This is a genomic window from Pseudomonas congelans (assembly GCF_900103225.1).
GTDB classification, from domain to species: Bacteria; Pseudomonadota; Gammaproteobacteria; order Pseudomonadales; family Pseudomonadaceae; genus Aquipseudomonas; species Aquipseudomonas congelans.
Map to the genome: position 1 here is coordinate 847,849 of NZ_FNJH01000002.1, position 13,432 is coordinate 861,280.

The 13,432-nt window shown below is 58.8% G+C and carries 12 protein-coding genes and 2 pseudogenes; 11 read left to right on the plus strand and 3 right to left on the minus strand.

Going from position 1 to position 13,432, the window contains the following annotated elements; genetic code table 11:
- The first annotated feature begins 42 nt into the window (after positions 1 to 42).
- Both lldD and BLR20_RS10945 read left to right on the plus strand, forming a co-directional pair.
- Positions 43 to 1,185, plus strand: coding sequence for an FMN-dependent L-lactate dehydrogenase LldD (gene lldD, locus BLR20_RS10940; RefSeq protein ID WP_054992442.1), 1,143 nt, complete (start codon positions 43 to 45; stop codon positions 1,183 to 1,185).
- 131 nt (positions 1,186 to 1,316) lie between these two features.
- On the plus strand, positions 1,317 to 1,580 hold the full coding sequence (locus BLR20_RS10945; protein WP_010430304.1) for a hypothetical protein: 264 nt from the start codon (positions 1,317 to 1,319) through the stop codon (positions 1,578 to 1,580).
- Positions 1,581 to 1,734: 154 nt separating this feature from the next.
- Here the strand turns inward: BLR20_RS10945 and BLR20_RS28430 are convergent, their stop codons facing one another.
- A complete protein-coding gene (locus tag BLR20_RS28430; protein ID WP_411378467.1) occupies positions 1,735 to 2,595 on the minus strand; it encodes a methyl-accepting chemotaxis protein in 861 nt (286 codons plus the stop codon).
- Positions 2,596 to 2,640: 45 nt separating this feature from the next.
- Positions 2,641 to 3,615, minus strand: a pseudogene (locus tag BLR20_RS28435) (cache domain-containing protein); the annotation flags it as partial.
- Positions 3,616 to 4,129: 514 nt separating this feature from the next.
- On the opposite strand from BLR20_RS28435, the pseudogene BLR20_RS28440 reads away from it, so the two are divergent.
- Both BLR20_RS28440 and BLR20_RS28445 read left to right on the plus strand, forming a co-directional pair.
- Positions 4,130 to 5,014 (plus strand): annotated as a pseudogene (locus BLR20_RS28440) (methyl-accepting chemotaxis protein); the annotation flags it as partial.
- Between the two features lie 198 nt (positions 5,015 to 5,212).
- Positions 5,213 to 5,917, plus strand: a complete 705-nt coding sequence (locus BLR20_RS28445; RefSeq protein WP_412778612.1) for a methyl-accepting chemotaxis protein — start codon at positions 5,213 to 5,215, stop codon at positions 5,915 to 5,917.
- Between the two features lie 59 nt (positions 5,918 to 5,976).
- On the opposite strand, the gene budC is transcribed toward BLR20_RS28445, so the two are convergent.
- Positions 5,977 to 6,741 (minus strand): meso-2,3-butanediol dehydrogenase, encoded by a 765-nt coding sequence (gene budC, locus BLR20_RS10960; RefSeq protein ID WP_054992445.1) that lies wholly within the window; start codon positions 6,739 to 6,741, stop codon positions 5,977 to 5,979.
- A gap of 227 nt (positions 6,742 to 6,968) precedes the next feature.
- On the opposite strand from budC, the gene BLR20_RS28230 reads away from it, so the two are divergent.
- The 7 genes from BLR20_RS28230 to BLR20_RS10995 all read left to right on the plus strand — a co-directional run bounded on the left by BLR20_RS28230 (position 6,969) and on the right by BLR20_RS10995 (position 13,397).
- Positions 6,969 to 7,097 (plus strand): hypothetical protein, encoded by a 129-nt coding sequence (locus BLR20_RS28230; protein WP_010430311.1) that lies wholly within the window; start codon positions 6,969 to 6,971, stop codon positions 7,095 to 7,097.
- Between the two features lie 142 nt (positions 7,098 to 7,239).
- Entirely contained in the window at positions 7,240 to 8,508 is a 1,269-nt protein-coding gene (locus BLR20_RS10970; protein WP_054992446.1) for an OprD family porin, read from the plus strand.
- 179 nt (positions 8,509 to 8,687) lie between these two features.
- Positions 8,688 to 9,515, plus strand: coding sequence for an NAD-dependent epimerase/dehydratase family protein (locus BLR20_RS10975; protein WP_010430315.1), 828 nt, complete (start codon positions 8,688 to 8,690; stop codon positions 9,513 to 9,515).
- 42 nt (positions 9,516 to 9,557) lie between these two features.
- Positions 9,558 to 10,442, plus strand: a complete 885-nt coding sequence (locus BLR20_RS10980) for a glucurono-1,5-lactonase (protein ID WP_054992447.1) — start codon at positions 9,558 to 9,560, stop codon at positions 10,440 to 10,442.
- 57 nt (positions 10,443 to 10,499) lie between these two features.
- Entirely contained in the window at positions 10,500 to 11,525 is a 1,026-nt protein-coding gene (locus tag BLR20_RS10985; RefSeq protein ID WP_054992448.1) for a TRAP transporter substrate-binding protein, read from the plus strand.
- 63 nt (positions 11,526 to 11,588) lie between these two features.
- A complete protein-coding gene (locus BLR20_RS10990) occupies positions 11,589 to 12,116 on the plus strand; it encodes a TRAP transporter small permease (protein WP_054992449.1) in 528 nt (175 codons plus the stop codon).
- The gene (locus BLR20_RS10995) at positions 12,117 to 13,397 is read left to right on the plus strand and encodes a TRAP transporter large permease (RefSeq protein ID WP_054992450.1); all 1,281 of its coding nucleotides are present in this window, start codon (positions 12,117 to 12,119) and stop codon (positions 13,395 to 13,397) included.
- The last annotated feature ends 35 nt before the right edge of the window (positions 13,398 to 13,432 follow it).

The window sequence follows — 13,432 nt, forward strand, 5'->3', positions numbered from 1 at the left end:
GGCGGCCTCGGTTCGCAGATTTATTCGCCCAGGAAAACCGTCATGATTATTTCTTCAGCATCCGATTACCGTGTAGCGGCCAAACGCAAACTCCCGCGCTTTCTGTTTGATTACATTGACGGTGGTGCGTATGCAGAACACACGCTGCGCGCCAACAGTTCGGACCTGAGCGGTATCAGTCTGCGCCAGCGCGTTCTCAAAAATATCGACAACCTGAGCCTTGAAACCAGGCTGTTTGGCGAATCCCTGGCCATGCCGATTATCCTCAGCCCCGTAGGCCTGAGCGGCATGTATGCGCGACGGGGTGAGGTGCAGGCAGCCAAGGCGGCGGCGAACAAGCGGGTTCCATTCTGTCTGTCGACGGTGTCTGTGTGTTCGATTGAGGAGGTAGCGTCGCAGAGCAAACAGGCGATCTGGTTTCAGCTCTACGTGCTCAAAGACCGTGGTTTTATGAAAAACGCTCTGGAGCGTGCCAAAGCGGCGGGTGTCACGACACTGGTCTTTACCGTCGACATGCCGACGCCCGGCGCGCGTTATCGAGATGCACACTCGGGTATGTCCGGGCCCTATGCCGCGCCTCGACGCATTCTGCAAGCCATGACCAAGCCTGACTGGGCCTTGAATGTCGGCCTGCTCGGTCGCCCTCATGATCTGGGCAATATCTCCAAATACCTGGGTAAAGCCACCACGCTGGAGGACTACGTGGGCTGGCTGGCGAACAACTTCGACCCGTCGATCAGTTGGAAGGATCTGGAGTGGATCCGCGAGTTCTGGCAAGGGCCGATGATCATCAAAGGCATTCTTGATCCGCAGGATGCCAGGGATGCGCTGAGCTTTGGCGCGGACGGCATTGTGGTATCCAACCACGGCGGACGTCAGCTGGATGGGGCGCTGTCCACCGCCAGGGCATTGCCGCCCATTGCCCAGGCTGTCGGCAGTGACATGACAGTGCTGGTCGACTCCGGCATTCGCTCGGGGCTTGATGTGGTGCGCATGCTCGCCCTCGGCGCCAAAGGCGTGTTGCTCGGGCGCTCGATGGCCTATGCGCTGGGCGCCGATGGGCAGCGTGGCGTCGAGAATATGCTGGATATTTTTGCCAGGGAAATGCATGTCGCCATGACGTTGACCGGGGTGACGTCGATTGAGCAGATCGACGAAAGCATTCTGGTGAAAGCAGCTGTTTGAAGGCCGCGACTGGACTGGATCATTACCCGAGGCGGCCTTTCGACGAACTGCATTTTTCACTATGAATGCCTGGTCTATGCTCGAAAATGATGGCTCAAGACGAGCCAGCATTTCTCATGAAGGAGCAAAGCATGCGTAAACTCGTACTCTCAATGACTGCCGCCCTCTTCCTGGCGGGTGCTGTAGCGCCCGTCGCCCTTGCAGAGAGTGAGCTGGAAAAGGGTGTCCGACACGATAATCGTGAGCTGGATAAAGGTGTCGATCATGACGCCAAGGAAGTGGACAAGGGTATGAAGCACGACGCCGACGAGGTCGACAAAGGTGCGAAGCATGACGACAAGGAGCGTCACAAGGCTGACAAGCACATCGATAAAGAGGTTAAAAAGGATCTCTGACAAAAAGCCTGCCATCGAGCAGGCTTTTTAATGGGCGGATGACGCCGGGCGATCCAGCGGGTTTGCTGAAACACCACGCGCTGGTGCGTTTGATCTCTCACGCTTAAAGGCCGGGCCACCTGTAAGTGGCCGGCCTCTGTTACTGGATGTACGGTCAAATCTTGAAGCTGTCGACCAGTTGCTTCAAACGCCCGGCTTGTTGCGAAAGTGCAGCACAATCCTTGAGCGTTTCATTAAGGTTGGCCACGCCTTGTTGATTGAGCGTATTGATCTGATTGATATCGATATTGAGTGTTTCCACAACAGCAGTCTGCTCTTCTGTCGCAGCGGCAACGGATTGATTCATGCCATCGATATCGCCAATGCGCCGCGTTACATCGCGTAGGCGACTGCCCGCCTGATTGGCAACTTCGACACTTTCCTGACTCGACGTCTGGCTTTCATTCATGTTGAGTACGGCATGCTGAGAGCCGGTCTGCAGGCCGCCAATCATCTTGTGGATCTCGTCGGCCGATGTCTGGGTACGATGCGCAAGGTTGCGCACCTCGTCGGCAACCACCGCAAAACCGCGTCCGGCCTCACCCGCGCGAGCGGCTTCGATGGCCGCGTTGAGGGCCAGCAGGTTGGTCTGCTGCGAGATGCCTTTGATGACATCCAGAATGTGGCCGATGTTTTCGGTGCTGGCGTTGAGCTGCTCGATCTGCGTGCAGGAATCACTGATCTTGGCCGACAGTGCGCTCATTGCGTGGATTGTCTTCTCGACCACTACCTGACCGTCTTCTGCCTGATTGCGGGCCTCACTGGCCTGGATCGAAGCGTCCGATGCGTTGCGGGCAATCTCCTGGGTTGCGGCCCCCAGCTCGTTGATCGCTGCAGCGACGTTGTTGGTTCGGGCGCTCTGCTCATCGAAACCGACGATGGACGAATTGGAGGAGTTGACCACCCGTTGCGACAGGTCATGCACCTGAAGCGTCGCGGAGGAGACTTCAACGATGGACGCATGAACGCGCTCCACGAACTGATTGAACGAGCCACCCAGCGCGGCGAACTCGTCCTTGCCCTGAATGCTCAGGCGCCGGGTCAAATCACCCTCGCCCTGGGCGATGTCCTGCATCGCGCGGCCCATGTCGGTCAACGGGCGCATCAGCGCACGAATGAGCAGGCTCAACAGCAACGCAATCACGGCCACTGCAATCAGCACGGCAACCATCGCCGAACTGCGAAACTGGCTCAACGGCGCATAGGCCTTGTCCTTGTCGATCGACAGACCAATGTACCAGTCAGCCGAAGGCAGCCCGGTGATCGGGGTAAAGGACAGCAGCCGCTGCTGACCATTGAGGGTCACCTCACGCAAGCGGGCATCCAGGCTGATGGTCTGTCCGGGGTAGATATCCTTGAGGTTTTTCATCACCTGTTCCTTGTCCGGACTGACAATGATCTGTCCGTCCCCACTGACCAGAAAGGCATAACCCAGCCCGCCGAATTCGACCGAGTTGATGATCTTGACCAGTGTGTCGAGGCTCAGATCGCCGCCGACGACACCCGTAACCTGGCCTGCGGCCTTGACCGGGCTGGCGATCGTTACCACCAGACCACCCACGGAAGCCAGATAAGGCGCGCTGAGAATGGTCTTGCCTGCGTCGACGGTGGACTTGTACCAGGGCCGCTGGCGAGGGTCGTAGCCCGCTGGCATATCCACATTGGGTCGCTGAGTGAACACGCCTTTGCTGTCACCGACATAGGTGAACTGAAAGGTCGATACCAGCGCAGACTGCGACACCAGCCCGCCGAGGTCAGAATTGACGCCCTGAAAGGCTACGTTCTGGGTGAGGTTTTCCAGCACCAGAATGCGCCCGCTCAGCCAGTTCTGGACGCTGCTGGCAGTCAACTGACCTGCCTGAGCGACAGAGGACTCAAGGTTCTGGTTGATCGTCTTGCGTTGCAGGTAATCGTTGTACAAGGTGAACAAGGCGAATGCCAGCACCACTACACCGGCCGCGGCCAGCAGAATCTTATGACGAAACTTCAAATTCATGACAAGGCATCTCAACAGGACTGCTGGAAGCAGGTTCGGATGCCAGAGCAACTTGCGACATAAAAAATGTCATGCCCTGCACACACAATGAACCTGCAACGGATAGGGTTTTAATCTCGCAAACACAGCCGACAGTGTGCCGTCTCACAGGAAATGCGGCGCTCTGTTTGAATGACTTCGGCGGTGCTTTATAACGATGTGCAGGCGCAAATGATATGCCTGGAAAAAAATATCCGGGGCGTCGCGGAACTTTCTTTATTTTTTATTTCAGCTTGGCCAGTCCCTGCCGATAGCGTCTGTATACCTAAACCCACCCCTGACCTGTAAGCCATACCTTTCAGGGATAAGACCGTTTCAATGGCAGTTGTTGGAGAATTTAATGAGTAGCTGGTTTGCAAACATCAGCGTGAATATGAAACTTGCCCTTGGCTTCGGTCTGGTACTTGTTTTTACAGCCATTCTTGCACTGACTGGCTGGACCAGCATGGGCGGACTGATCAAGCGCAGCAACTGGATGAGTGACATTACGTCACTCAATGCACAGTTGACCAAACTGCGCGTGACACGCCTGCAATACATGGTGGCCGACGGCGACGAGAAGGTCGCTGAAACCGTGCAGGTTTCTCTGGACAGCTTCAAGGCCTACCAGGAAAAACTGCAGGCCTCGTTCAAAAGTCCTGAAAACGTGAAAATGCTCGAGCAGTTGGGCGTCGTGATCGCTGACTACCAGAAGTCCCTCAACAACATGCGCAGTGGCTACAGGTCCAGCACCGCTGCTCGTGATGAACTGACGACTCACGCGAGCAAAAGCCTCGCGGTGTTCGAGCAGCTTGTGACTGAAGTCAGAAACATGGACCCGGCTGACACCAACCGCTTCGAGCAGTACCGGCTCGTCACCGATGCCAAAGATGACTTGAGACTCGCGCGCTATGAAGTGCGCGGCTACACCACCAATGCCACGCCCGAGAACGAGCAGGCAGCTGTCTCGAAACTGGATGCGGCCATCAAGGATCTGGACGCGCTCAAGGCGACCTTCAGCGGCACTCAGGCCGATCAGCTCAGGCAGCTGGAAACCTCATTGATGGCGTACCGCACGACCTTGCAAAACTTCAAGGCCGCCACGGGCACAATCGTCCAGGCGCGTAAGGAAATGACCACGCAAGGGCAGGATATCGTCAAGATCAGCGAGGACATGTACAAGCTGCAACTGGATCGCCGCGATCAGGAAAGCGCACAGGCACGTACCACGCAGATCACCTGCACACTGTTGGCTATCATTCTGGGCATCATCGCCGCCGTGATCATCACCCGGCAGATTACCCGTCCCCTGCAGGAAACCCTGGCGGTGGTCGACCGTATTGCATCCGGTGACCTGACCCAGACCCTGGAGGTGACGCGCCGTGATGAACTGGGTGTTCTGCAGCAAGGCATCCAGCGCATGGGCACCACCCTGCGCGAGCTGATTGGCGGTATTCGCGACAGCGTCGTACAGATCGCCAGTGCCGCCGAAGAGCTGTCGGCGGTTACAGAACAGACCAGTGCTGGCGTCAACAACCAGAAAGTCGAAACCGATCAGGTCGCCACCGCCATGCACGAGATGTCGGCGACGGTTGCAGAAGTGGCACGTAACGCCGAACAGGCCTCGCAGGCCGCTTCCAACGCCGACCGCGAAGCACGTGACGGTGACAAGGTGGTGGGTGAAGCGATCGCGCAGATCGAGCGTCTGGCCACTGAAGTGGGTCGCTCCGCTGATGCCATGACTCAGCTGGAGCAGGAAAGCGACAAGATCGGCAAGGTCATGGACGTCATCAAGGCGGTAGCCGAACAGACCAACCTGCTGGCGCTCAACGCTGCTATCGAAGCGGCCCGTGCGGGTGAAGCCGGACGTGGTTTTGCGGTGGTCGCCGACGAAGTCCGCGGCCTGGCCCAACGTACGCAGCAATCCACCGTAGAGATCGAAACACTGGTCGCTGCGTTGCAGAGCGGTACGCGCCAGGTGTCCAGCATCATGCTCAACAGCCGTGAACTGACTGTCAGCAGCGTGACCCTAAGCCGTAAGGCTGGCACGTCGCTGGGCAGCATCACACAAACGGTGTCGAGCATTCAGGCGATGAACCAGCAGATTGCTGCCGCCGCTGAAGAGCAAAGCGCGGTCGCTGAAGAAATCAGCCGCAGCATCGTCAACGTGCGCGATGTGTCCGAGCAGACCGCTTCGGCCAGCGAAGAGACCGCTGCGTCCAGCGTCGAACTGGCGCGCCTGGGCGGGCAGTTGCAGACGATGGTCAGCCACTTCCGGATCTGATCACCCGGCGTTGACATCAAGCCCGGTCTTTACCGGGCTTGATTGTTTCTGCGTAAACGTCACGCCTGCGGCGGCTGCCCGTTGGAAGCCGACAGGCCACCGTCCACCGGCAGGTTGACGCCGGTCACGAAGCGCGCGTCGTCACTGGCCAGAAAGGCGATCACGTCGCCGACGTCTTCGGCTTCGCCCGGGCGCCCCAAAGGGATGCGCTCCATGAATTTGGCCATCAATGCTTTGTCACCCAGCATGTCTTCGGTCAGCTCGCTGCGGGTCAGAGAGGGGCAGACGGCATTCACGCGTACGCCGTCAGCACCATGGTCCATGGCCAGCGAACGGGTGAAGTTGGTGATGGCGCCCTTGGCCGCGTTATAGAAGCTCATGCCCCAGTCGCCGCCCAGGCCGGACACCGACGAGACATTGATGATGTTGCCTTTGCTGGCGATCAGTGCCGGCATGGCGGTGCGGGTGCAATAGAACACACCGTCCAGGTCCACAGACATCAGCTCTTTCCAGTCTTCTATGCCCAGCTCGGTCACTTTGCCGGACTTGACGATGCCGGCATTGTTGACCAGCACATCCAGACGCCCGAAGCGGGTCGCGACTTCCTTGAACAGCGCTTCAACGTCGCTCGGGTCGGCCACATCCGTGGCTCTGACCAAGTGCCCTTCGCCTTTCAGTTGGGCGGCCACTTTGGCCAGCTTGTCGCGATTGCGCCCGACCAGTACGACGCTTGCGCCTTCCTCGGCAAAACGTTTGGCGGTCGCTTCGCCGATTCCGGAACCGGCACCTGTGACGACGATGACTTTTTGGGTGAAACGATTCATTCGGCAGTCTCCAAAAAATGAACGGGATTACCGGGTGGACTGCACACCCGCCCGCAGCGTTCACTCGCATTTAATTTTGCTTACAGTGGCACTGCAAATGACCGGTGAATCGTTAAACCTCGACCATGGGTGCGTTGACAACGCGGCAACGGTCTGCAAATAATCCTCGTAGTTGTACGACAACCTATAACGCCAAAAAATAAAAACAACACCGAGGCCTTTCCATCATGAACACTCACACCGCGTCTGCCCGCTCGATCAGCAAGGGCTCAATCATCGACGCCTTGATCAGTGACACCTCGTTTACTGAAAACCCGCACTACCAGACACCCTTCTCGATTCACAACATTCGCTGAAACTCAGCGAACGGTACTCGGCCGCCTGCAGGTCGAGGCCATGCCTGGCGACAGGCATCACGTAATCCTCGAAGGTGTCGGCCGCCGCTTGCGCGCAGCCAGGAAAGGGGACGGTTTCACTAAACAAGGGAGCACAACAATAATGACATCTCACACTACCCGCTCACGCATCCTGCTGGGCGTCGGCGGCATGACGCTGATTTTCCCGATGCTCGGCATGGCCGAGGGTTTCGTCGACGACACCAAAGCCACGCTCACCCTGCGTAATGCCTACTTCAACCGCAACTTCACCAACCCGGCTTTCCCGAACAGTGCGGCGCCGCAGAACAAGGCCGAAGAGTGGACGCAAAGCTTCATTCTCGACGCCAAGTCGGGCTTCACTCAGGGCGTGGTGGGTTTCGGGGTTGACGTGCTGGGCCTGTATTCGCTCAAGCTCGATGGCGGTAAGGGCACGGGCGGCACCCAGTTGCTGCCGATCCACAGCGACGGTCGTCCGGCCGATGATTTCGGGCGTCTGGGCGTGGCAGGCAAGGCGCGGATTTCCAAGACCGAACTGAAGGTCGGCGAGTGGATGCCGGTGCTGCCGATCCTGCGCTCCGATGACGGTCGTTCGTTGCCGCAGACGTTTCGCGGTGGCCAGGTCACGTCCAAGGAGATCGACGGCCTGACGCTGTATGGCGGGCAGTTCCGCGGTAACAGCCCGCGCAACGATGCGAGCATGGAAGACATGTCGCTGAACGGGCGAGGCGCATTCACCTCGGACCGCTTCAACTTCGGCGGCGGTGAGTACGTCTTCAACGACAAGCGCACTCAGGTAGGTGTCTGGTACTCGGAGCTGCAGGACATCTATCAGCAGCAATTCTTCAACCTGCTGCACAGCCAGCCGCTCGGCGACTGGACCCTGGGCGCGAACCTGGGTTATTTCATCGGCAAGGAAGACGGCAACAAACTGGCCGGCGACCTGGATAACAAGACGGCCTACGCGCTGCTCTCGGCCCGCTACGGTGGCAGTACCTTCTATGTCGGTCTGCAGAAGCTGACTGGCGACACGGCGTGGATGCGCGTCAACGGCACCAGCGGCGGTACGCTGGCCAACGACAGTTACAACTCCAGCTACGACAACGCCAAGGAGAAATCCTGGCAGCTGCGCCACGACTACAACTTCGCAACGCTGGGCGTGCCCGGCCTGACCCTGATGAATCGCTACATCAGCGGCGAAAATGTGCACACCGGCAACATCACTGACGGCAAGGAATGGGGCCGAGAGTCTGAGCTGGCCTACACCGTACAGAGCGGTGCGCTGAAGAATCTGAACGTCAAATGGCGTAACTCCAGCCTGCGTCGAGATTTCAGTACCAACGAATTCGACGAAAACCGCGTGTTCGTCAGCTACCCTATTTCGTTGCTCTGAAACCGGTGGCAGAGCCTGTCGGCAACGGCAGGTTTTGCCTTGTTACAAATGTATCCGGCCAAGTGCGAGCACAGCTCGTTTTTAGACCTTGGCCGCGTTGACAATCAACGTATGCGGTGCCGATAATCCGGCAAGTCATACGACAACAGATGACAAAAATAACAATCGGGACTTCTCTCATGGCATCGGCTCATACCACTCAAACTCCCTTCAATCGCCTCCTGCTGACCGGCGCGGCAGGTGGCCTGGGCAAGGTATTGCGCGAAACACTGCGCCCTTACACAAAAGTGCTGCGGCTCTCCGACATTGCCGAGATGGCACCCGCCACCAACGACCGTGAAGAAGTGCACGTCTGCGATCTGGCCAACAAGGACGCCGTACACCAACTGGTCGAAGGCGTCGACGCGATCGTGCATTTCGGCGGTGTATCGGTCGAGCGACCGTTCGAAGAAATCCTCGGCGCCAATATCTGCGGTGTGTTCCACATCTACGAAGCCGCCCGCCGGCACGGCGTAAAACGCGTGATCTTCGCCAGTTCCAACCACGTGATCGGTTTCTACAAGCAGAGCGAAACCATCGACGCGCACTCCCCTCGCCGCCCGGACAGCTACTACGGTCTGTCCAAGTCCTACGGCGAAGACATGGCCAGCTTCTACTTCGATCGCTACGGCATCGAAACCGTGAGCATCCGCATCGGCTCGTCGTTTGCCGAACCGCAAAACCGCCGAATGATGAGCACCTGGCTGAGCTTTGCTGACCTGACCCAGTTGATCGAACGCTCTCTGTATACGCCAGACGTGGGCCATACCGTGGTCTACGGCGTCTCGGACAACAAGACCGTCTGGTGGGACAACCGCCTGGCCAGCAAACTGGATTACACCCCGAAAGACAGCTCGGAAGTGTTCCGCGAGAAGGTCGAAGCCCAGCCGCTGCCGGCAGCCGATGACCCGGCAATGCTCTACCAGGGCGGTGCCTTTGTCGCTTCAGGACCGTTCGGCGACCAATAAGCAGCGCTTTCCTCTCGCAACACTCTGGAGACACGAACTGCCATGGATGCCGAACTGATTGTCGATGCACAGAACGCCACCGGCGAAAGCCCGGTCTGGAGCGTGCGTGATCAAGCGTTGTACTGGGTGGATATTCCCAAGGGCGAGTTGCATCGCTGGGACTTCAATCAGGACAGCACGCGCAGCTGGAAGGCGCCGCAGATGCTGGCCTGTATCGCCGCTGACAGCCGGGGTGGCTGGGTTGCAGGGATGGAGAACGGAATCTTTCATTTGCAGCCCTGCGAAGACGGCAGCCTGATCAGCACGCTTCTGGCCAGCGTCGAACACGCGCAGACAGGCATGCGCTTCAATGATGGCCGCTGCGACCGACAGGGTCGGTTCTGGGCGGGCACCATGTTCATGGACATGGCCGCCAGTGCGAGGGTGGGTGCGCTGTATCGCTACAGCGCAGGCCAGACGACACTGGACGCTCAGCTCGAAGACTTCATCGTTCCCAATGGCCTGGCGTTCAGCCCCGACGGCAAGATCATGTACCTGTCCGACTCGCACCCCAGCGTGCAGAAGATCTGGGCTTTCGATTACGACACCGACAGCGGCACGCCGCACAATCGCCGCCTGTTTGTCGACATGAACCATCACCTGGGTCGCCCCGACGGTGCGGCGATCGATACCGACGGCTGCTACTGGATCTGCGGTAACGACGCAGGCCTGGTTCACCGCTTCACCCCCACCGGCAAACTCGACCGCTCGCTGGTCGTGCCGGTGAAAAAGCCAGCCATGTGTGCCTTTGGCGGCCCCAATCTGGACACCCTGTTCGTGACGTCCATTCGCCCGGGTGGCGATCTCGGCGATCAGCCGCTGGCCGGAGGTGTGTTCGCACTGCGACCTGGCGTCAAAGGCCTGGAGGAACCCACGTTTCAGGGCTGACAGCGCCCTACCGAAAATCCCGTAGCTCGACCAAAAATAACAAAATCGGAGATATCCATGGATTTCAAACGCACGCTTCTCATCGCAGCACTTCCGCTGGCCTTCTGTGTGTCAGGCATGGCCCACGCCGAGGTCAAAATCAAGTTCGCCGAAGTTCACCCGGCAGGCTACGCGCCGGTCGTGGCAGAGCAGAACATGGGCAAGAAACTCGAAGAACAGTCCAAGGGCGAGATCAGTTTCAAGATGTACGCGGGCGGCGTGCTCGGCTCCGAGAAGGAGGTCGTCGAGCAGGTCCAGAGCGGTGCCGTGCAGATGACCCGCGTCAGCCTCGGCATCGTCGGCCCGGTGGTGCCGGACGTCAACGTCTTCAACCTGCCGTTTGTGTTCCGTGATCAGGCGCATATGCGCACCATCATCGATGGCGAGATCGGTCAGGAAATCCTCGACAAGATCACCAATTCGCAATTCAACATGGTCGCCCTGGCCTGGATGGATGGCGGCACCCGCAACCTGTACACCAAGAAACCGGTACGGCAGATTTCCGACCTCAAAGGCATGAAAATCCGTGTCCAGGGCAATCCGGTGTTCATCGAAACCATCAACGACATGGGCGGCAACGGCATCGCCATGGCCACTGGCGAGATCTTCAGCGCCCTGCAGACCGGCGTCATCGATGGTGCGGAAAACAACCCGCCGACGTATTTCCAGCATAACCACTACCAGAACGCCAAGTTCTTCACCATGACCGAACACCTGATCCTGCCCGAGCCCATCGTGATGTCGAAAACCACGTGGGAAAAGCTCAACCCCGAGCAGCAGGCGCTGGTGAAAAAGCTCGCACGTGAAGCGCAGATGGAAGAGCGCGCGCTGTGGGACAAGTCGTCAGCCGATGCCGAGACCAAACTCAAGGCAGCAGGTGTGGAATTCATCACGCTGACGCCAGAGCAGAAGAAAGCCTTCTACGACGCCACCCAGCCGGTGCGCGACAAATTCGGTGCGCCTTACAAGGATCTGATCAGCCGCATCGAAGCGGTTCAGACCAATCCTGCACTGGCCGCTAGCAATCCCCAAGCGGCCCAATAAGCCTGTCCCGATCAAGCAGCGGGAACGAGCACCAGCTCGTTCGCCGCCGCAGTGGTGAGCCTCATGAAAAATACGCTATTGCGCATCAACGACACGCTTTATCGGGTCTGCATCGGCATTGCCGGTCTGTCGGTGTTGATCATGACCCTGATCATTCCCTGGGGCATCTTTGCCCGCTACATCCTCGGCAGCGGTTCCAGCTGGCCTGAACCCACCGCCATCCTGCTGATGGTGGTGTTTACCTTTTTCGGCGCAGCGGCCAGTTACCGGGCCGGTGCGCACATGGCCGTGTCGATGGCCGTGGACCGCATGCCGCTGCAGGTGCGCAGAGTCGCCAGCGTGGTGGTGCAGATGCTGATGGCGATCGTCGCCCTGTTCATGATCTTCAAGGGCTTCAAGCTGTGCGCCACCACCTGGAATCAATTCGTCGGCGAACTGCCGTTTCTGCGCGTCGGTATCTCTTATCTGCCGATCCCCCTTGGCGGCCTCGTGACCCTGGTATTCGTCCTGGAAAGGTTGTTGCTGGGTGACCAGAGTCATCGCGCGGTCATGCGGTTCGACGTCATTGAAGAAAGCGAAGGTGCCGCATAAATGGACGCTTTTATACTGTTGGGCAGCTTTATCGCGCTGATCCTGATCGGCATGCCGGTGGCCTACGCGCTGGGCCTTTCAGCCCTGATCGGCGCCTGGTGGATCGACATTCCGGCCGATGCACTGATGATCCAGATCGCGGGCGGGGTGAACAAATTCTCGCTGTTGGCGATTCCGTTCTTCGTGCTGGCCGGAGCAATCATGGCCGAAGGCGGCATGTCGCGACGCCTGGTCGCGTTTGCCGCAGTGCTGGTGGGCTTCGTGCGTGGCGGCCTGTCGCTGGTCAACATCGTGGCCTCGACCTTCTTCGGCGCCATTTCAGGTTCCTCGGTGGCCGACACGGCCTCGGTGGGCTCGGTGCTGATCCCGGAAATGGAACGCAACGGCTACCCGCGGGACTTCTCGACGGCAGTGACCGTCAGCGGCTCGGTGCAGGCGCTGCTGACACCGCCCAGCCACAACTCGGTGCTTTATTCGCTGGCAGCAGGCGGCACGGTGTCGATCGCGTCGCTGTTCATGGCCGGCATCTTGCCGGGGCTGCTGCTCAGCGCAGTGATGATGGGCCTGTGCATGATCTTCGCGCGCAAGCGCAATTACCCCAAGGGTGAAGTGATCCCCCTGCGCCAGGCACTGAAAATTGCCGGTGAAGCGCTTTGGGGCATGATGGCCATGGTCATTATTCTCGGCGGTATTCTGTCGGGGATTTTCACTGCCACCGAGTCGGCGGCCATTGCCGTACTCTGGTCGTTCTTCGTCACCATGTTCATCTACCGCGACTACAAATGGCGCGATCTGCCGAAACTGATGCACCGGGCGGCACGCACCATTTCCATCGTGATGATCCTGATCGGCTTTGCCGCCAGCTTCGGTTACATCCTGACGCTGATGGAAATCCCGATGAAGATCACCACCGCGTTCCTGACCCTGTCGGACAACCGCTACGTGATCCTGATGTGCATCAACGTGATGTTGCTGCTGCTCGGCACGGTCATGGACATGGCACCGCTGATTCTGATCCTGACCCCGATTCTGCTGCCGGTCATCGTCGGTGTCGGTATCGATCCTGTGCACTTCGGCATGATCATGCTGGTCAATCTGGGGATCGGGCTGATTACCCCGCCGGTGGGCGCGGTGCTGTTCGTCGGTGCTGCCGTGGGCAAGGTCACCATTGAAGCGACGGTAAAAGCACTGGTGCCGTTCTACGTCGCGCTTTTGCTGGTGCTGATGCTGGTGACCTACGTTCCCGCCATCTCGTTGTGGCTGCCGAGCGTCGTGCTCTAAAGCCTTCAGTTGCAAGGCTGCCGGAGCGCTTGAAA